The 18113-nt window shown below is 31.7% G+C and carries 20 protein-coding genes and 1 pseudogene; 1 reads left to right on the forward strand and 20 read right to left on the reverse strand.

The features are described 5' to 3' along the window. Nucleotides 1-115 precede the first annotated feature (115 nt). The 4 genes from ACJDTP_RS11200 to ACJDTP_RS11215 are packed head-to-tail and all read right to left on the reverse strand — an operon-like array spanning nucleotide 116 to nucleotide 3004. Nucleotides 116-1474 (reverse strand): PTS ascorbate transporter subunit IIC, encoded by a 1359-nt coding sequence (locus ACJDTP_RS11200; protein ID WP_406761250.1) that lies wholly within the window; start codon nucleotides 1472-1474, stop codon nucleotides 116-118. Between the two features lie 11 nt (nucleotides 1475-1485). Further along, entirely contained in the window at nucleotides 1486-1770 is a 285-nt protein-coding gene (locus ACJDTP_RS11205; protein ID WP_065419258.1) for a PTS sugar transporter subunit IIB, read from the reverse strand. A 45-nt stretch (nucleotides 1771-1815) separates the two neighbouring features. Continuing rightward, nucleotides 1816-2265: a PTS sugar transporter subunit IIA gene (locus ACJDTP_RS11210; RefSeq protein WP_077842456.1), complete on the reverse strand. Its 450-nt coding sequence runs from the start codon at nucleotides 2263-2265 to the stop codon at nucleotides 1816-1818. A 22-nt stretch (nucleotides 2266-2287) separates the two neighbouring features. Next, the gene (locus ACJDTP_RS11215; RefSeq protein WP_173713770.1) at nucleotides 2288-3004 is read right to left on the reverse strand and encodes a transaldolase; all 717 of its coding nucleotides are present in this window, start codon (nucleotides 3002-3004) and stop codon (nucleotides 2288-2290) included. 233 nt (nucleotides 3005-3237) lie between these two features. Here ACJDTP_RS11215 and ACJDTP_RS11220 point away from each other — a divergent pair, with 233 nt between their 5' ends. Continuing rightward, a complete protein-coding gene (locus ACJDTP_RS11220; protein ID WP_077839288.1) occupies nucleotides 3238-4329 on the forward strand; it encodes a glycerol dehydrogenase in 1092 nt (363 codons plus the stop codon). A 225-nt stretch (nucleotides 4330-4554) separates the two neighbouring features. On the opposite strand, the gene ACJDTP_RS11225 is transcribed toward ACJDTP_RS11220, so the two are convergent. The 16 genes and pseudogenes from ACJDTP_RS11225 to ACJDTP_RS11300 form a co-directional block, all read right to left on the reverse strand. Further along, a complete protein-coding gene (locus ACJDTP_RS11225; protein ID WP_078115392.1) occupies nucleotides 4555-4875 on the reverse strand; it encodes a glycosyl hydrolase-related protein in 321 nt (106 codons plus the stop codon). Between the two features lie 183 nt (nucleotides 4876-5058). After that, entirely contained in the window at nucleotides 5059-6402 is a 1344-nt protein-coding gene (gene accC, locus ACJDTP_RS11230; protein ID WP_406761251.1) for an acetyl-CoA carboxylase biotin carboxylase subunit, read from the reverse strand. 22 nt (nucleotides 6403-6424) lie between these two features. After that, on the reverse strand, nucleotides 6425-6886 hold the full coding sequence (locus ACJDTP_RS11235; RefSeq protein ID WP_077830127.1) for an acetyl-CoA carboxylase biotin carboxyl carrier protein: 462 nt from the start codon (nucleotides 6884-6886) through the stop codon (nucleotides 6425-6427). A 14-nt stretch (nucleotides 6887-6900) separates the two neighbouring features. Beyond that, nucleotides 6901-7902 (reverse strand): 5-oxoprolinase subunit C family protein, encoded by a 1002-nt coding sequence (locus ACJDTP_RS11240; protein WP_406761252.1) that lies wholly within the window; start codon nucleotides 7900-7902, stop codon nucleotides 6901-6903. After that, the gene (pxpB, locus tag ACJDTP_RS11245; RefSeq protein ID WP_077307101.1) at nucleotides 7902-8612 is read right to left on the reverse strand and encodes a 5-oxoprolinase subunit PxpB; all 711 of its coding nucleotides are present in this window, start codon (nucleotides 8610-8612) and stop codon (nucleotides 7902-7904) included. Before pxpB ends, ACJDTP_RS11240 begins: the two co-directional genes overlap by 1 nt. A gap of 165 nt (nucleotides 8613-8777) precedes the next feature. Next, nucleotides 8778-9959 carry an alanine racemase gene (alr, locus tag ACJDTP_RS11250; protein ID WP_406761253.1) on the reverse strand — a complete coding sequence of 394 codons (1182 nt, stop codon included), beginning with the start codon at nucleotides 9957-9959 and terminating at the stop codon, nucleotides 8778-8780. 22 nt (nucleotides 9960-9981) lie between these two features. Beyond that, nucleotides 9982-10349: pseudogene (locus tag ACJDTP_RS11255) on the reverse strand (LamB/YcsF family protein); the annotation flags it as partial. Nucleotides 10350-10427: 78 nt separating this feature from the next. Next, a complete protein-coding gene (locus tag ACJDTP_RS11260; RefSeq protein WP_078115386.1) occupies nucleotides 10428-11216 on the reverse strand; it encodes a putative hydro-lyase in 789 nt (262 codons plus the stop codon). Between the two features lie 66 nt (nucleotides 11217-11282). Then, nucleotides 11283-12356, reverse strand: coding sequence for a DUF4392 domain-containing protein (locus tag ACJDTP_RS11265; protein ID WP_406761254.1), 1074 nt, complete (start codon nucleotides 12354-12356; stop codon nucleotides 11283-11285). Nucleotides 12357-12366: 10 nt separating this feature from the next. Further along, complete coding sequence (locus ACJDTP_RS11270) at nucleotides 12367-13215, reverse strand: D-amino acid aminotransferase (protein ID WP_078115384.1); 849 nt, start codon at nucleotides 13213-13215, stop codon at nucleotides 12367-12369. Between the two features lie 254 nt (nucleotides 13216-13469). Continuing rightward, nucleotides 13470-13925, reverse strand: coding sequence for an Lrp/AsnC family transcriptional regulator (locus tag ACJDTP_RS11275; RefSeq protein ID WP_161223186.1), 456 nt, complete (start codon nucleotides 13923-13925; stop codon nucleotides 13470-13472). 14 nt (nucleotides 13926-13939) lie between these two features. Beyond that, nucleotides 13940-14563, reverse strand: coding sequence for a cytidylate kinase-like family protein (locus tag ACJDTP_RS11280; RefSeq protein WP_173707932.1), 624 nt, complete (start codon nucleotides 14561-14563; stop codon nucleotides 13940-13942). Nucleotides 14564-14650: 87 nt separating this feature from the next. Beyond that, nucleotides 14651-15355: an ABC transporter ATP-binding protein gene (locus tag ACJDTP_RS11285; protein ID WP_078115381.1), complete on the reverse strand. Its 705-nt coding sequence runs from the start codon at nucleotides 15353-15355 to the stop codon at nucleotides 14651-14653. Nucleotide 15356: 1 nt separating this feature from the next. After that, a complete protein-coding gene (locus ACJDTP_RS11290) occupies nucleotides 15357-16127 on the reverse strand; it encodes an ABC transporter ATP-binding protein (protein WP_012058972.1) in 771 nt (256 codons plus the stop codon). A gap of 1 nt (nucleotide 16128) precedes the next feature. Further along, nucleotides 16129-17175, reverse strand: a complete 1047-nt coding sequence (locus ACJDTP_RS11295) for a branched-chain amino acid ABC transporter permease (RefSeq protein WP_406761255.1) — start codon at nucleotides 17173-17175, stop codon at nucleotides 16129-16131. A 9-nt stretch (nucleotides 17176-17184) separates the two neighbouring features. After that, the gene (locus ACJDTP_RS11300; protein WP_161223183.1) at nucleotides 17185-18069 is read right to left on the reverse strand and encodes a branched-chain amino acid ABC transporter permease; all 885 of its coding nucleotides are present in this window, start codon (nucleotides 18067-18069) and stop codon (nucleotides 17185-17187) included. Nucleotides 18070-18113: the final 44 nt, after the last annotated feature.

Genomic DNA, 18113 nt, shown 5'->3' on the forward strand with positions numbered 1-18113 from the left:
TAACTTAAGCAAATGAGTTGAAAGCTTAATTTACTTTCAACCCACTAATATTATTTATATTGAAGAGAAAGGATATTATGTCATTAAGATAAATTCCTCTAATTTATTAGAAATATCAATCTAAATTATTAATTGCTTTTGATTTAGTTTTTATGAAATTAGGAACAATTAAAATTACTAGTAATATAACAACAATAGCTATAACACCAAATTTTCCTACTAATTCTGATGCTTTACCAAGTATAATACCCAAAACTCCAAAATCAAAATCACCAAAAGTTGTGTTTTGGAATCCTAATGAACCAAGAACAGGTAAAAGTAATGCTGGTGCAAAAGTAATCAAAAGCCCGTTTACAAATGAACCTACTATAGCACCTTTACGACCACCAGTTGCATTACCAAATATTCCAGCAGTTGCTCCACAGAAAAAGTGAGGTACTAGTCCTGGAATTATCAATACTCCTCCGGCAAATCCTAAAAGAATCATACCAATAACACCACCAATGAAAGAAGATACAAATCCTATAACAACAGCTGTAGGTGCATAAGTAAAGAATACTGCGCAGTCAACAGCTGGTACGGCATCAGGGATAATTCTAGTTGCAATACCTTGGAATGCTGGAATAAGATCACCAAGAATCATTCTAACACCACTGTAAACAATTGTTACTCCAACTGCAAATTTTAGTCCTGCCATAAGGGCAAATAATATAGGCGATGTACCATCTGAAATAGTTGCTACAAAAGTTGGACCTGCAGCTATTGCTGCAATTAAATAAAATATCATCATTGTTAATGCAGTAGAAATAGTTGTATCTCTTAAAAATCCCCATTTCTCTGGTATTTCAATTTTTTCAGTACTTTCTTCAGGCTTTCCTACCTTAGATCCTACCCATGCTGAAATATAGTACGCTAAACTACCAAAGTGACCTAGTGCAATATCGTCACCATCAGTTACTTTTCTAGTAAATCTTTGTCCTATCGCAGGAGATATTGAACTCCATGCTCCAAGTAAGAATCCACCGAATAATATTAATTCAGTTCCGCTCATACCTGTTGTCCCAAGAACAGCTGATAAAAGGCAAGCCATGAAAAAACTATGATGACCTGTTAAAAAGACGTATTTAAATTTTGTAAATCTTGCTATCAATAAATTAATTAAAAGTCCTACAATTAAAATTGTCATTGTCTCTACGCCTAATACTTTTTGTGCAACAGAAACAATAGCTTCATTATTTGGAACAACTCCATTTATATGAAATCCCTCTTGTATCATTTTTCCAAGAGGATCTAGGTTAGAGGTAATAAAATCTGCTCCAGCGCCAAGCATCAAGTAACCAAGTATAGGTTTTAAAGTTCCCGTCATAATTTTATGACCAGGTTTCTTAAGTGCAATAAGTCCAACGAATGACATAATTCCCATTAATAAAGCCGGCTGTTTCAATACGTCTCTAAAAAACTCAAGAACTGACATATACTTACCCCCTATTTATTTAATTCCATATACTTCTTTTTAATAATTTCCAAAACATCCTCTGTTATCTTCTTTTTATTTATATAACTTCTCACTACTGCAACATCTCTATTATCAAACTGCTGAGCAAGTTCCTTGACAGTAATTATCAAATCTGCCTTCTTCCCTTGTGCTGAATTAAAATCAGTTGATTCAACATTAGCTTTTATATTGTTTTCCCTGCAGATTTCCTCAATCTTCATAGCTAACATTAAACTGCTTCCAATTCCATTGCCACAAACCGTTAATATTTCCATTTTACTATCTCCTTTATAATATTACTAAAAGTCCTTTAAGCTAATTTAAAAGCTTTTTGACTTAATATAGCTAAGAACATCTTCTTTTGAAGATGAATTTCTTACAATGCTTAAAAATTCATTATCCTCAATAAGTGTCATAAGTTCGGCCAAGGCTTTTAAATGCGAAGTCTTATCTATTGCACATATAAAAATCAATATATCAACAGGATCATATTCTTCATTACCGAATTCTATAGGCCTCTTAAGTTTTATAAGCCCCATACCAATTTTCTTAACTCCATCTTCTGGTCTTGCATGCGGCATAGCTATTCCCTTTTCAATAACAATGTATTGTCCCATATTTTTTACTGTATTTATCATTGCATCAGTATATTTTGCTTCAGTATTTCCATTCTTAACAAATAGACTTCCACAAAATCTTATAGCCTCTATCCAATCATTTACTTCAACATTTAGTTCAATTGTTTCTTTATTAAATAACTTTTCAATCATAGCCTTGCCACCTTCCTTAATGCTACAAAATAGAAAATCCTAAACTTGATGCATCCTTATAAAAACTTCGTACAGTTTCCAAAGAATATTCGTATAAATCTTTTCCCATAGTAGGGAGTTTCTTTAATATATCATTAGTTACAGTAATTATTTCACAACCACATTCATCTGCTTCAACAATATTGTATAATTCCCTACAGCTTGCCCATAAAAGCTCTACACCTTTATTGGCTTTACATAGCTTGCTGCTAGTCATCATAAGCTTCATTGGATTAGTTCCAGCATCTGCTATTCTTCCTGCAAATACAGACACAATACTCTTAACTTCTGGATTTAATGAAGTTACCACATCTTTTACCTGATCCAAAGTGAAAATTGCAGTAACATTAAGATGGTATCCTTTTTCCGATAACTTTTTAATTAGCGGAATTGAAGATTCTCCCTTAGTGTTCATGATAGGTATCTTTACATAAACGTTTTCGCCTAGTTCAGATAAAACGTCTGCTTCCCTTTCCATAGTCTCGAAATCATCTGAGAAAACTTCGAAAGATACTGGTAAATCTTTAATTTCTTCTAGCACATTTTTTGCAAATTTCTTATAATCATCAATTCCTGCCTTTTTCATAAGTGAGGGATTTGTAGTAAAGCCTTTAACAATACCGACCTTATAAACCTCTAGCATTTCATTTAAATTTGCTCCATCTGCAAATATTTTAATATTTAAATCCCTAAAATTCATTTATCTCCTCCATCAAATTACTTGTTTTACTTTATAACCCAATTATATATTCCAAGTAACCACCAGTAAAGCTCAATATATTTCATTTCAATTGTGGCAATTTTGTGGTTTATTATAATCTATTTTTATAAGCCTATTTAGCACATGTAAACTTTACCATAATTGATAAAAATGGTATAATTTAATACATAATAATTAATATACATTGTTAAATAGTTAAGGGGGAGTTTTTTATGGCAAAAATTATGATTGCACCAAGTAAATACATTCAAGGTAATGGAGAATTGAAAAATATTGCAGAATACGTATCTGTACTTGGTGAAAAAGCATTATGCTTGATTAGTGAAAGTGGCTTAAAAAGGGTAAAAGATACTATAGATAAAAGTTTTGAGGCTAAAAATGTAGGTGTAAAATACGACATATTTAATGGAGAATGCTCTATAACTGAAGTGAATCGTATTATCAAAATTTGTGATGAAAATCAATTAACTGTCCTTATTGGTATTGGTGGTGGAAAAATTATTGATACTATTAAGGCTGTTGGATACTATGCAAATCTTCCTGTTGTGATTGTACCTACCATAGCTGCTACAGATGCTCCATGTAGTGCTTTGTCAGTTTTATACACTGATGATGGTGTCTTTGATAAATACTTATTCTTAAAGCAAAATCCTAATATAGTTTTGGTTGATACTGGTATTATTGCAAAGGCTCCAGTTCGTCTTTTAGTATCTGGTATGGGTGATGCCTTAGCAACATATTTTGAAGCAAGAGCTTGTGAAAAATCTAATGCTGGAACATGTGCTTTTGGTACTACTACTATTACAGCTCAAGCATTAGCTAGACTATGCTATGATACATTAATTACTGAAGGATATAAGGCAAAACTTGCTGTAGAAGAAGGAGTTTGTACAAAATCAGTAGAAAAAATAGTTGAAGCTAATACTCTGCTTAGTGGTCTTGGCTTTGAAAGCGGTGGTATTGCAGCTGCTCATGCTATCCATAATGGTTTAACTGTATTGCCAGCTTGTCATCACATGTACCATGGAGAAAAAGTTGCATTTGGTACATTAGCTCAATTAGTACTTGAAAATGCTCCAATGGATGAAATTGAAGAAGTATTAGATTTCTGTACTAGGGTTGGTCTTCCTGTTACTTTAAAACAATTAGGTATCGATGAAATAAAACCAGAAGAAATTATGGAAGTTGCAAAGGCTGCTACTTCAAAAGAAGATACTGCACATAATATGCCATTTGAAGTTACCCCTGAAGATGTTTACGCTGCTATTTTAACAGCTAACAAGTTAGGACAAGAATATATGTAACAAGTAAAAAAAATTGAAGGCGGATAAGATTTCTTTTTTGTTCTTTTTAGAATACAAAAACTATTCAACCAACTTTTTTAAGTTGCCTACAGATTTTACTGGAATAAAAATTCATACAGAATAAAAAAGGCTTAAAGTAAGTACACATTTACTCACTTTAAGTCTTCTTTATGTTAATCAAAACACATCTTCCAGAAATTTTATATATTTAATGATAACAATATATTAAACTATTCTAAAGGTCTTAATTTCATATGGCTTTATAGTAAAGGAAAATTCATTTGTTTTTTCAGCAATACATGAAATATCCTCCTCCAGCAAGTTGCATTCTATTACTTTGGTAAAATCTATGCTTAAACGTGCCTTTACTTCTGTAAGCTTATTTTCGAATTCGTAAATTCTAATAATAGTCCCATTAACATCCTCAGCTTTCTTAATAGTTTCAAGAATGATATTTTCAGCATTTAAATCAATAAGACTTGTAACTTTATTTGCTACTGTAATTCTTATATTTGGACGGCTAATTAAAAGCGGAATGTTTAGCATGTATGCTTCGTTTACAGTATATCCATCTTTCCAGTTTCTCTTCTTTTGAAATATGAATTTTTCGAGTTCTGTAACCCTCTATATTGAAAATATTAATGTGCAATCTTTAACATTAATATCTTCACAAAGAATATCAAAAACCTCCATGCCCAATATGCAGTCTAATTAAATCATAAGAATTTATTAGCAGATTTTATGTATTTCCAAAAATTTTGTATTAAAGTTTCCTTTTCTAAAAGTTTCATTATCCATTAGTTTTTTATGAAAAGGAATTGTTGTTTTAACTCCTTCAATAACAAATTCATTTAATGCTCTTTTCATTCTTAGAATTGCTTCATCTCTATCTCTTCCCCAAGCAATCACTTTAGATACCATTGAATCATAAAATGGTGATATAACGTATCCTGGATAAACTGCACTATCTATTCTTAAACCAATTCCACCAGGTGATAAATAATTTTCAACCCTTCCTGGACAAGGAATAAAGTTTCTAGATGGATCTTCCGCATTTATTCTACATTCTAAAGCGCATCCATTTATCTTAACATCTTCTTGAGTAAAAGATAATTTTTCACCACTTGCTACTAATATTTGTTCTTTCATAAGATCAATGCCAGTTATCATTTCGGTAACACCATGCTCAACTTGTATTCTTGTATTCATTTCCATAAAATAAAAATTATTATCCTCATTTAAAAGAAATTCAACAGTTCCTACACTATTATACTTTACAGCTTTAGCTACTCTTACAGCCGCTTCACCCATAGCATTTCTTAAATCTTCATTTAATGCTGGTGATGGTGATTCTTCTACAAGCTTTTGATGACGTCTTTGTATTGAACAATCTCTTTCACCTAAATGAACTACATTTCCATAATTATCTCCAATTATTTGAATTTCTACATGTCTAGTATACTCTAAATATTTCTCCAAATAAACCATAGGATTTCCGAAATAATTTTGTGCTTCCTTTTGGGCAGTTTCAATGGAGCTTATTAATTCATCTTCAGAATTAACCACTCTCATTCCTTTACCTCCGCCTCCTGCTGATGCTTTAACTATAACTGGATATCCTATTTCTTTTCCAATTGCTATTGCTTCATCAATATTTTGTATTTCTCCATCTGTCCCAGGAACAGTAGGCACTCCAGCTCGCTTCATTGTATCTCTTGCATTAGATTTATCACCCATTAAACTTATAATTTCAGGACAGGGACCTATAAATTTAATTCCAAATTCCTCACACATTTGAGCAAAATTTGTATTTTCTGAAAGGAAACCATAACCTGGATGAATAGCATCTACTTTAGCATGTATAGCGACACTCAATATATTTTGCACATTAAGATAACTATCCTTTACAAATGTTTTACCAATACAATAAGCTTCATCAGAAATTTTTACATGCAATGCATCTTTATCCGTTTCTGAATAAATAGCAACTGTTGAAATTCCAAGCTCTCTGCAAGCACGTATAATTCTAACAGCAATTTCTCCTCTATTAGCTATGAGAATTTTCTTAAACATATCTTTCTCCTTTTCAAATCACTTACTTACTTTTTATCTCAAATAGTGGTTGGCCGTATTCTACAAACTCTCCATCCTTAACTAATATATCAACTATAGTTCCTTGAACTCCAGCTTCAACTTCATTAAATAATTTCATTACTTCAATCAACCCAACAACAGTGTCACATTCTACCTCATCATTAACTTTAACGAAGGCTTGTTCATTTTTTTCTTTGGAAGAATAGAAACTCCCTGCAAAAGCGGCTTTAATATATTCCTTCTCTGTAATTTCTGGCTCAACGTCCTCATTGATACTTTTCTCAATTTTAGACTGAGCAGCTTTAATTTCGCCTTTAGTAAACGTATTAGTACCGGCTAAACCTTCACATATCTTATTCTTATCTATTATTATCTTGCTATCTTCATGTTGAAATTCAAAGTGAGAAACCTCAAATTTATCAACAACTTGCATGATTTTTTCTATATCCTCTATATTAATCATAATTTCACTTCCTATTATAATATTGTAAGTCTTATTGCTTTTTTTAGTTCATCAATATATTTTTCTCTTTCAAAGTACAGCCTTTCAGCTTCCTTTAATGTTATCTTCTTAAATATTATTTTATCATTTGGTTTAAGCTGCACTATTTTTTGAATATCTACAGAAGCTGCATGAGCGATTTTAGGATACCCTCCTGTAGTTTGCCTATCTGCTAATAAAATAATAGGGTTACCGTCAGGTGGAATTTGAATAGTCCCAACAGAAACTTCTTCAGATATCATTTCCAATCTTTCTTTAAGTTCTATTTTTTCTCCACATAAACGATATCCCATTCTATCTGATTTATTATCTACATTAAACTCTGAATTAAAAAATTTATTTATACTTTCATTAGAAATATTATCAAATTGCCTGTCTTTAAAAACTCTAATAATTGTGCTATTGATATTTTCTACTGTTGAATCCCCCATATACCAACTGGGAGCTACAAACTCACCTTTTTGAGTTATTTCTTGTAGCTTTTCTATTATTTTAATAGCTGCTACACTTTTAGTACCAATATTTAATATATCTCCCTTTTTCAAAGGTCTTCCATTAAAGCCTCCAAATTGTGCTCTTAAATATGTACTTTTACTTTCCATAACTTCTGGAACATCAAAGCCGCCTGCTATAGCTAAATAAGAACGACATCCAGCTATACACGCTCCAAAATTTAATACACAGTCTTCTTTTAAATAAACTGGTCTTCCCATTGGAATTTTCTTTCCATTAATAGTAGGTGAAATATTTCCACCTGTTATAGAAATTAAGGCTCCCTTTTCTAACTCTAATGAGGGACCAATCATTGTAATTTCCAAAACACCTTCATTTTCATCATTTCCAACTGCAATGTTTGCAATTCTCATAGCATAAACATCCATAGCACCGCTAACTATAACCCCATATTTTTGATATCCATGTCTTCCTAAATCTTGAATAGTTGACTGCAGTCCTGGATTTAAAACAGATATACTCACTATTCTTCCTCCTTTAACTGTACATATTCTTCATAAGAAATAGGATAAAATTTAACTATATCTCCTGCCTTTAAAAGGCTTTTAGAATTTCTCTTTAAATCAAATAATTTTAATGGTGTCTTTCCTATAAGCTGCCAGCCTCCAGGAGTTTCTATAGGATATACCCCTGTCTGCATTCCAGCAATGCCAACTGAACCTGCTGGTATTGCTGTTCTTGGAGATTCACGCCTTGGAGCCGCAATTTTTTCAGACATTCCACCTAAGTATGGAAAGCCTGGAGCAAAACCAATCATATAAACTAGATATTTTCCTTCAGAATGAATTTTTATAACCTCATCTACAGTAATATTATTTATTTTTGCAACTTGCTCAATATCTTGTCCAAATTCACCGCCATAGCATACTGGAATTTCAACTATATGTTCTTCATCTTCTAAAGAAAAATCAAGTTTAGATATTATATTATCCAAAATAACTTTTACCACTTCATAAGGGGATTCACTCTTCATATCCAATGGATTATAAATGACAGAAACACTTGTAAAAGCTGGTACATACTCTACCATTCCATAAAAAGGTTTCTCATCAAGATAAGTACAAAAGGTTCTTACTTTTTTATTTATATCCTCACTAATTTCCCTTCCAAACTCAACCAAAGCTGCTGTTTCACTTATTTGAGAAATTTTAGCTTTAAACTTACTTTTTTCCATATGCAGCTTTCTCCCTTCTAGTACTTTTCATAAATAATATTGTTATTATAGCTGACCACGAATTTGTGATCAGCTATATTTTTGCTAATTATAAAAATTCTCTCTAGACATATTCAAAAAGTATGACTATTAAAAATAATTTTATTTTTTGAATGTGAATTAGATTTATATCATGACCAATTCCTTGTCCATTTCCTCTATTTTGTTATCTGTAATATGCTCTAAACCGTTATAAATTCGCTCAACTCTTTTACCTATCCCGCAAACAAACTCATAATTAAAACTTCCAGCCATATTAGCTAATTCTTCAACATAAATAATATTATCTCCATCTTTCCCAACTAAAGTTACTTCATCTTCAATCTTCACATTATCTATATGTGTAACATCCACCATCATTTGATCCATGCAAATCCTTCCTATAATTGGTGCATATTCTCCATGTATCAATACCCTTCCCTTTGAAGAAAGAGCTCTAGGATATCCATCAGCATATCCTACAGAAAGAGTAGCTATCTTTGTTTCATTTTTTGTAATATAGGTTTTCCCATAACTTACCCCATGACCTGCATCAACTTTATTTACATTTATCACATGGGTTTTCCATTGAAGCGCTGGTTTTAATGTAATAGCATTTTTATTAACTTCTTCGGATGGATATAATCCATAAGTAATTATTCCAGACCTAACCATATCAAAGCGATGATGATCAAATTCCATAATTCCAGCACTATTACAAATATGCTTAATAGGAATATTTATATTTCTTTCTTCCAATAAAGCCACAAATTTATCGTATCTATTTATCTGCAATTTACTATATCTCTTATCCACTTCATCTGCTGTAGCAAAATGAGTAAACAAACCTTCAACTACTAAATTTGAAAAAGTTAAAATCTCCTGAACTGCTGCTATTCCATCTTCATTTGCATCAAAACCTATTCTAGTCATACCAGTATCTAGAGCAATATGAACTTTTGCTTCTTTTTCGCATATTGCTCCTGCCTTTGACATTTCCTTAGCCATTTCAGTATTATACACAGTTTGAGTAATATTATTTTTAACTACTTCTATATATTGACTAGGTGATGTATATCCGAGAATTAATATAGGTAATTCTATTTCAGCTTGACGTAACTCTAGAGCTTCCTCTAAAGTAGCTACACCATAATAATCCACTTCACTTTTAAGAAAATTACCTAGGGCAGCAGCACCATGTCCATATCCATCAGCCTTAATTATTGCCATAACCTTCACATTTTTTTCTATTCGTTTTTTTGCTTCATTTATATTATGCAAAATAGCCTCTAAATCTATTTTTGCATAAGTTCTAAAATATTCTCCCATAAAAAGCCTTCTTTATTATATATTAATATATTTTGTGTAGTGGAATGATTTCTATATTTTCTTCTTCAAGGCTAAGCTTAATTTTTTCTACAAATTCTAATGCCTTATCTCCATGGACACATATAGAATCCACTTTAATTGGTATATCTTTACCTGTAATAGCTGTAGCCTTGTTTTCCAAAAAGAATCTAAAGCACCAATTTGATACTGCACCATAGCTTTAGCTTCTTTTGGAGATACATTCATATTTCTTCTTCCAAATCCCACTAAATCAGGAAACCCAGGATGAGCACCAATGCTAACGCCATCTGCCTTAGCTAATTTTACTGTATAGTCCATTACAAGCGGATCTGCTGCATGAAATCCAAAGGCTATGTTAGCAATTGATATCGAAAGCCATAGGCTTTCTTATCTATTTATTATAGAAATCCTGCAAGGATTTCATCATTAACTCATAACTTAACGCTCTTAACTGAATTTAATGTCTATATTTTTAGTATCCGTTATAAGCATATGGCCAGGAGAATGTGTAATCACTATTTTAGGTTTAACATTCATAACCACAGATTGTGGTGTCACGCCACAAGGCCAAAATACTGGAACTTCTCCTTCTTTTATTTTAACACTATCTCCAAAATCAGGCTTGCTAATGTCTGAAATTCCAATAACAGAAGGTTCTCCTATATGAATTGGTGTTCCATGAACCTTTGGCATTGCTCCAGTGACCATTACTGATTTAACAATTTGATTATAGGGAATAGGTCTCATGCTTACAACCATTTTTCCATTAAAGATCCCCGCTGGTTCACACTCTATATTGGTTATAAACATTGGCACGTTACAGTTTTCTTCTATATGCCTTACAGGTACTCCCGCCTCTAAAAGCTCTGATTCAAATGAAAAGCTGCAACCTATTAAAAAGCTCACAAAATCGTCTCTCCATAAATGCTCAACACTAGTATATTCACCAGTTAATATTCCATCTTCATAAACTCTATATTTAGGTATATCCTTAGCTATATCTGCATCTTCTGCAATATATCTTAAACTCCTGCTTCCCACATCACTAACTTCTAATATAGGACAAGCTTTTGGATTTCTTTGACTAAATAATAAGAAATCATAGGCTAACTCCTTTGGCAAGATAACCAAATTAGCTTGTGCATATCCAGCACACATTCCTGAAGTTGGCCCTGTAATTTTGCCTTCACGTATTAAATTTCGAACTTCACTCGGTTTCATCTTAGAATAATCCATAATTATCCCCTTCCTAATAATTATTCCTACATCACTACTTGATAAATCATCCCAATGGTCAGAACCCTACACAACATTTTCATAAAAACCTAATTCAATAACTTTATCAAACCAAGTTGCACAGGTATCTTCTAATTTAATAGAATAAGATACACATTCTCTCATCAAATTAACTATTGAAAGATTCATTGATAATCCAAATCCATCTATAGCAGGCACAAGCCATCCATACATATCTATCATTCCACTTCTTGAAGCCACAACCATTGCTTCTTCTTGTAACTCTTTTGTATGTAGTATTTCTAAATCTTTCTTTAAATAAGCTATTGCTGCAATTAGCCCATAACATCCCCAGTCAGAAACTGTTGCAGTAATAATATTATCTGCCTTTGTAGCTACTGCAATTCCACCATTACATCCACAATTGCATTTTCCTTTAGCTGCATATGGAATGTATTCTTGTAAATGTTCACTAATAGTTCCCATACCAATTTCATTTCCAAGATCTCCTATTGCTATATTAAGAACACCCTTGTCCTGTAATTTAGTAAATAAAATATCTTGTTTCGCCTCTAATTCGGTTACATTTAATCCTACTGCATTATGATAAACACCAATTGAATTTGCCCCCGGACACTCAATGCTAATAACAGCGCTTGGTAATCCCTTAGCTATAATTTCATCTGCCTGCTTAGCAGCTTGCTTTTCATCCTTTGTAAAAGGCACTCCTGCAATAGATATAGGATATTCTTTTAATTCCTCTATGGTATCATATAAATGAACTCCTATTACTTGGGCCAAATTTTTTACAGCCTCCATATTATCTTCAGGACATATTATTACAGGTTTTACATTAAAAGCTTTAACTAAAGCTCTAGCTAATATCATAGAGCTAACAATTCCATCCATCTCAGCCTTTTTAAAAGGAAGAAGTACAAACCCAGTCATTATATAGACTAAGTCGCCATCTTTTAAGGTGTTCACCAATTTTTTTGCTGCATTTGTAGTTAAAGGCTCTTTTGTATATTCTCTTGCTGCAGAATATAAAATGCGGCATACACCATATCCCCTAGGGTCTAAATTCATCAAATTATCTAAATTCTCTCCCAAATTAAATATTGTTAATTCTTGTTGATTCATATTCCCCCTCCTATTCTGTTTTTGTTTCTTCTAAAAACTCATTTAACAATGCATCTTGTAATTTCTTTACAAGCTCTGGTGCTTTTCCCCCTACAGGTATTCCATCTATTTCACTAGTTGCCATACAAAATTGACCTGAACTAGTAACAATAACTTCATCTGCCTCCATTAATTCCTTCAAGGTAAATGCTGTTTCATCTACAGGAATATTAAATGATTTACACATTTTAATAAGGTGAGCTCTTGCTATACCAGGTAAAATTAAATTGTCTGTTGGAGCAGTTTTTAATATACCATCTTTAAGAATTGATACATTGCTATGTGCACATTCAGTTACTCTATCCCCTCTATGAAATACAGCTTCCTGACATCCTGCCTCTTCAGTTTTTTGAGATGCAATTACACTTGGTAATAAATTTAAGGTTTTGATATTACAGTGTAAAAATCTAGTGTCTTCTAAAGTGATTAACTTTAATTTTTTTGACATATCCTTAATATTTAATGGTTTTAACATAATCCATAGATTTGCAGGGACCTCATCTCCAGGAAAAGCATGATTTCTCATTCCAGTTCCTCTAGTAATTTGCCAATATACAAATTGTTCTCCTGAATCAACCCTTAATACCATCTCCTTAAGGATTTCTTTTACTTGCTCCTTTGAATAAGGAATTTTAATTCCTAATAAACCAGCGCTGTTGTAAAATCTTTCAATATGCTCGTCCAATGCAAAAATCTTATGATTTCTGCTATAAGTAGCATCATAAACTCCATCTCCAAAATAACAAACACGATCAAGCATTGGCACTGTCATTTCCTCTAATAATCCAAACTTTCCATTATAATAACCTAAATTCTCCATTTTGTTTTCCTCCTTAAATTTTTAAAATAAAAAAACCAGACATATTTTAGACCTTTGAATTTGACTTCTTCGTCTAAAGTATATCTGGTTTTTCTTGGATTCTAATACTATATTCATATAATATATCCCACCGAAATATTTTTCAATATTTTTTAAAATTCCAGTTAATTTTATTGTTATTTACTACTTAACCAAAATTTTTTCTTATATTTTAAAAAATTCAGCTATAAACCTCAAATTTTTAATATGCCTATTTACTCTTCTACATCTGGTATTACAGAAAAAGTATTTTTTATATTTTTTAAAACAAAATGAGTTTTAGTTGCTGATACTCCTTCTATGCTTTTTATTGCACGATGAATTTTCTCAAGATGATCAGATGATTGACAAATTATTTTAAGCATAAAATCATAATCTCCAGTTAAATAATAACATGAAACAATATTATCATTACCTTTAATTGCTGAAGTAAATTTATCATAGAACTTTGGATGTTCAAGACTAACTTCCATCAAAGCACACACATCATTATTTAATTTTTTTTGATCTACTATAATGGTATAATTTTGAATTACCTTATTTTTCTCCATTTTATGTATGCGCTCAAGAACTGCTGAAACTGATAAATGAATTTCATTACTTATAGAGGCTGCTTTAATTCTAGCATTTGATCTCAAACACTTTAATATTTTGTAATCCATTTTATCCATAAATATCTCCTTAATTAAGAATTCATTCTTAACTTAATATATTCTTTAATATATTTAGCACAATTTTCAATTCCTAATTTACTAGTATCAAGAGATAAGTCATAATTTTTTACGTTTTCCCACTTGTTTCCAGTGTGGTAATAATAGTATCCTCTTCTATACTTATTCAATTTCCTAATTTGCTTAGCAGCCTCTTTTTCTGAAATACACAAACTTTCCATTTGATGTTTAATACAATACTCATTAGATGCATGAATAAAAATCTTAAATACATTTGGATTATCCTTTAAAATATAATCTGCACAACGCCCTATTACAACATAAGATTCTCTTTCTGCTAACTCCCGCAGTATCTTAGCTTGATAATTAAATAAATTATCATTTGAGGTAAAATCATTACTTTCTGGCGGAATCAATTCACCTTCATATACCTTCTTTGACACCATATATAATAAGCTACTTTTAACATGCTCATCTGCATTTGCAAATAGTGATTCATTAATTCCACTATCCTCTGATGCTAAACGTAATAATTCTCTATCATACATATTAATCTCTAGATCCTTTGAAAGCATTTTACCAATTGTTGTTCCACCACTTCCACAAGTTCTTGTGATTGCAATTACAAACCTGTCCATATTACCTCCCCCTTCATTTAATAATGTAAATTACTTTTTTATTTTTTCATAACTTACTTTACACTATCATTTCATATAGTCATCCTTTTATTCTCCTAAGTATGCTTTTCTAACAGAATCGTCATGTAATAAATCTTGTGCTAATCCTTCTAATACAACACTACCTGTTTCTAAAACATAACCTCTATCAGCTATTTGAAGTGCAGCATTTGCATTTTGCTCTACTAAAAGAATTGTTGTTCCAGCTTTACGGATGTTTTTTATTATTTCAAAGATTTCTTCAACTACAATAGGAGCAAGACCCATTGATGGTTCATCAAGCAATAATAATTTAGGTTTTGCCATTAACGCTCTCCCTATTGCAAGCATTTGCTGCTCACCACCTGACATAGTTCCTGCAAGCTGCTTTCTTCTTTCCTTTACTCTTGGAAACAATGTAAATACCTCTTCCATTGATGCTTTAATTTCAGATTTACTCTTTCTTAAATAAGCTCCTAATAAAAGATTTTCTTCTATTGTCTGATCACCAAATACTCTTCTTCCTTCTGGAACTTGACTAAGACCATAAGATACTATCTTATGTGCTCCAATATTGCCAATTATTTTGCCATTATAAGTGATTTCACCAGATTTAATTGGATTTAAACCGCTAATTGCTCTAAGTGTACTAGTTTTCCCAGCACCATTTGCTCCAATTAAAGTTACAATTTCTCCATTATTTACTTCTAAGCTTAAATCGTGAATTGCATGAATTGCACCATAAGATATATTAATATTTTCTACTTTTAACATATTATTGTGCCGCCCCCTTTCCTAAATACGCTTCAATTACTTGTGGATTTTTTTGAATTTCCTTTGGAATTCCTTTAGCAATAATTTCGCCAAAAGAAAGCACATAAATGTATTCACATACATTCATTACAAGTTTCATATCATGTTCGATAAGTAAAATAGATATTTTAAACTCATTTTTTATCCAGCGAATAAGTTCAGTAAGTTCCACTGTTTCTTGAGGATTCATACCAGCGGCTGGCTCATCAAGAAGTAAAAGCTTAGGTTTAGCTGCTAACGCTCTAGCTATTTCTAATCTTCTTTGTTTACCATAAGGGAGATTACTCGCAAGTTCATCTGCACTATCATCTAATTTAAAAATTTTTAATATTTCTAAAGCCTCTTGCTTCATTTTTTGTTCCTCATAAATGTGAGCTGGAGTCTTAATAATAGATGTAAACAAACTAGATTTTGCTTGAAAGTTAAAACTAATCATAACATTTTCAAGTACAGTTAATTCAGTGAAAAGTCTAATATTCTGAAATGTTCTAGCAATATGTTTTGATGTAATATCATAAGGTTTAGTTCCATCAATACGTTCACCATTTAATTGTATTTTTCCTTCTGTTGGTTTATATACACCAGTTAGCATATTAAAAAGAGTTGTTTTACCTGCACCATTTGGACCTATAAGGCCAATTAATTGATGTTCCCCAATTTCCATATTTACATCGGAAACGGCAGTAAGACCACCAAATTTTATTGTTAATTTTTCTACTGAAAGTAAAGACATACTACTCACCAGCCTTTTCGCTTTGAACTATATTTTTTGTAGAGTTTTTCCCGAATTTCTTAAAAAATTTTATTATATTATCTACTGTAATTTCCCTTGTTCCAAGAATACCTTGTGGACGGAAAATCATCATGAGCACAAGCATAACAGCATATATTAAAATACGATATGTCTTAAATACCTCACTAAGTCCTCTTAGACATTCAGGTAAATAAATAAGAATTGAAGTTCCAATTACAGTTCCTGATAAACTTCCCATTCCACCAAGTACTACATAAGTTATTAACTCAATTGACTTTGAAAATGCAAAGCTTGCTGGATCAATAAAAGAATTAAAGTGTGCATATAAGCCCCCAGCAAGACCAGCCATACTGCTACCTATAATAAATGCAATCATCTTGTATTTAGTAGAATTTATTCCCATAGCTTCTGCTGCTATTTCATCTTCTCTAATTGCCATAATTGCTCTACCTTTTGAAGAATGAATTAAATTTTTTAGTATTGCATAACAAAGTGCTACACCTATTAATACTATTAAGAAAGAAGTGCTTCCTGGTATTCCTGAAATTCCTCTAGCACCACCAACATAATCTACATTTTGAATTACTACCTTTACTATCTCTCCAAACCCTAAGGTACAAATAGCTAAATAATCCCCTTTAAGTCTTAATATTGGATATCCAATTAACGCTGCTAAAATTCCAGCTAATATGATTCCTACAAGTAAGGCAATTGGAAAAGGCATATTAAAATTTTTAGTCATTATTGCAGAGCCATATGCTCCTATTGACATAAAAGCAGCATGTCCCATAGTAAATTGACCAGTAAACCCTAATATAAGATTAAGACCTAAGGCTGCAATTAAAAAAATACCAATTTGTTTCATAATTCTAAGTATATAATCACCAATTATTCCTTGGTTTACAAGAAACATTAAAAACACATAAATTAAGGCAAGGACAAATGTTGTAATCATATATCTCGTATATGTGGTTTTAACCAAGCTTAAGCTTGGATTATCTTCATTTTTGCTTATCTTATTTACCATTTTTATCACCTACACCTTCACGTTGTTTTTCTTACCAAATAAACCTGTTGGTTTTACAATAAGAATTATAATTAAAATTGAAAAAGCAATTGCATCTGATAATCCTGAACTAATATATACCTTTGATAAAGTCTCAATAAGCCCCATTGCAAGTCCACCAAACATTGCCCCTGGTATAATTCCAATGCCCCCAAGAACAGCAGCTACGAAAGATTTAAGTCCTGGCATAACACCCATAGCAGGCTCAAGTCTAGGATATAGCATACCAACAAGTACACCAGCTGTAGCAGCTAGTGCTGAACCTAAAGCAAAAGTTAAAGAAATTACTCTATTAATATTTATTCCCATTAATGCTGCTGCATCTCTATCATAAGAAGTTGCTCTCATTGCTCTACCTGTTCTAGTTTTATTTACAAGGTATTGTAATGCAACACATAATACAATAGTAATAGCAAGTGCTATTATTTGAAGATTACTTATTGTTATTGCCCCAATTTTATAAGAAATTAAAGGAATTACTTGTGGAAAATTTCTAGTATTTGGACCTGCAACAAAATCAGCTTTTACAAAGTTTTGTAATATAAGTTCCATTCCCATTGTAGTTATTAACAATGTTACATTAGGTGAATTTCTAAGTGGTTTATAAGCAATTCTTTCAATTAACATACCTAAGACAGCACATGAAACCATAGAAAAAATTAAACATGGGATAAATCCAAGACCTAATACAGTTGCTGCAAAGTACCCTAAGAAAGCACCAACCATATAAATATCACAGTGAGCAAAATTAATTAATTTAATAATTCCATATACCATAGTGTAGCCAATAGCTATTAATGCATATACACTACCTAGGCATATACCATTTACAATTTGTTGTAATAAAGTACTCATGTACACCTCTCCTTTATAAAAGGCTATATCTCTAGGTCTACTTA

This window comes from Candidatus Clostridium helianthi, assembly GCF_045310795.1.
Taxonomy (GTDB): domain Bacteria; phylum Bacillota; class Clostridia; order Clostridiales; family Clostridiaceae; genus Clostridium; species Clostridium helianthi.

What these genes read in the sequence shown, in the direction of transcription:
- ACJDTP_RS11280 (WP_173707932.1), bottom strand. Translation starts at nt 14,563, where the DNA reads ATGGACAGGTTTGTAATTGCAATCACAAGAACTTGTGGAAGTGGTGGA.
- ACJDTP_RS11260 (WP_078115386.1), bottom strand. Translation starts at nt 11,216, where the DNA reads ATGGATTATTCTAAGATGAAACCGAGTGAAGTTCGAAATTTAATACGT.
- ACJDTP_RS11265 (WP_406761254.1), bottom strand. Translation starts at nt 12,356, where the DNA reads ATGAATCAACAAGAATTAACAATATTTAATTTGGGAGAGAATTTAGAT.
- ACJDTP_RS11225 (WP_078115392.1), bottom strand. Translation starts at nt 4,875, where the DNA reads ATGCTAAACATTCCGCTTTTAATTAGCCGTCCAAATATAAGAATTACA.
- ACJDTP_RS11290 (WP_012058972.1), bottom strand. Translation starts at nt 16,127, where the DNA reads ATGTCTTTACTTTCAGTAGAAAAATTAACAATAAAATTTGGTGGTCTT.
- ACJDTP_RS11210 (WP_077842456.1), bottom strand. Translation starts at nt 2,265, where the DNA reads ATGATTGAAAAGTTATTTAATAAAGAAACAATTGAACTAAATGTTGAA.
- accC (WP_406761251.1), bottom strand. Translation starts at nt 6,402, where the DNA reads ATGTTTAAGAAAATTCTCATAGCTAATAGAGGAGAAATTGCTGTTAGA.
- ACJDTP_RS11275 (WP_161223186.1), bottom strand. Translation starts at nt 13,925, where the DNA reads ATGGATAAAATGGATTACAAAATATTAAAGTGTTTGAGATCAAATGCT.
- ACJDTP_RS11300 (WP_161223183.1), bottom strand. Translation starts at nt 18,069, where the DNA reads ATGAGTACTTTATTACAACAAATTGTAAATGGTATATGCCTAGGTAGT.
- alr (WP_406761253.1), bottom strand. Translation starts at nt 9,959, where the DNA reads ATGGGAGAATATTTTAGAACTTATGCAAAAATAGATTTAGAGGCTATT.
- pxpB (WP_077307101.1), bottom strand. Translation starts at nt 8,612, where the DNA reads ATGGAAAAAAGTAAGTTTAAAGCTAAAATTTCTCAAATAAGTGAAACA.
- ACJDTP_RS11220 (WP_077839288.1), top strand. Translation starts at nt 3,238, where the DNA reads ATGGCAAAAATTATGATTGCACCAAGTAAATACATTCAAGGTAATGGA.
- ACJDTP_RS11200 (WP_406761250.1), bottom strand. Translation starts at nt 1,474, where the DNA reads ATGTCAGTTCTTGAGTTTTTTAGAGACGTATTGAAACAGCCGGCTTTA.
- ACJDTP_RS11215 (WP_173713770.1), bottom strand. Translation starts at nt 3,004, where the DNA reads ATGAATTTTAGGGATTTAAATATTAAAATATTTGCAGATGGAGCAAAT.
- ACJDTP_RS11235 (WP_077830127.1), bottom strand. Translation starts at nt 6,886, where the DNA reads ATGATTAATATAGAGGATATAGAAAAAATCATGCAAGTTGTTGATAAA.
- ACJDTP_RS11285 (WP_078115381.1), bottom strand. Translation starts at nt 15,355, where the DNA reads ATGTTAAAAGTAGAAAATATTAATATATCTTATGGTGCAATTCATGCA.
- ACJDTP_RS11270 (WP_078115384.1), bottom strand. Translation starts at nt 13,215, where the DNA reads ATGGAGAATTTAGGTTATTATAATGGAAAGTTTGGATTATTAGAGGAA.
- ACJDTP_RS11205 (WP_065419258.1), bottom strand. Translation starts at nt 1,770, where the DNA reads ATGGAAATATTAACGGTTTGTGGCAATGGAATTGGAAGCAGTTTAATG.
- ACJDTP_RS11295 (WP_406761255.1), bottom strand. Translation starts at nt 17,175, where the DNA reads ATGGTAAATAAGATAAGCAAAAATGAAGATAATCCAAGCTTAAGCTTG.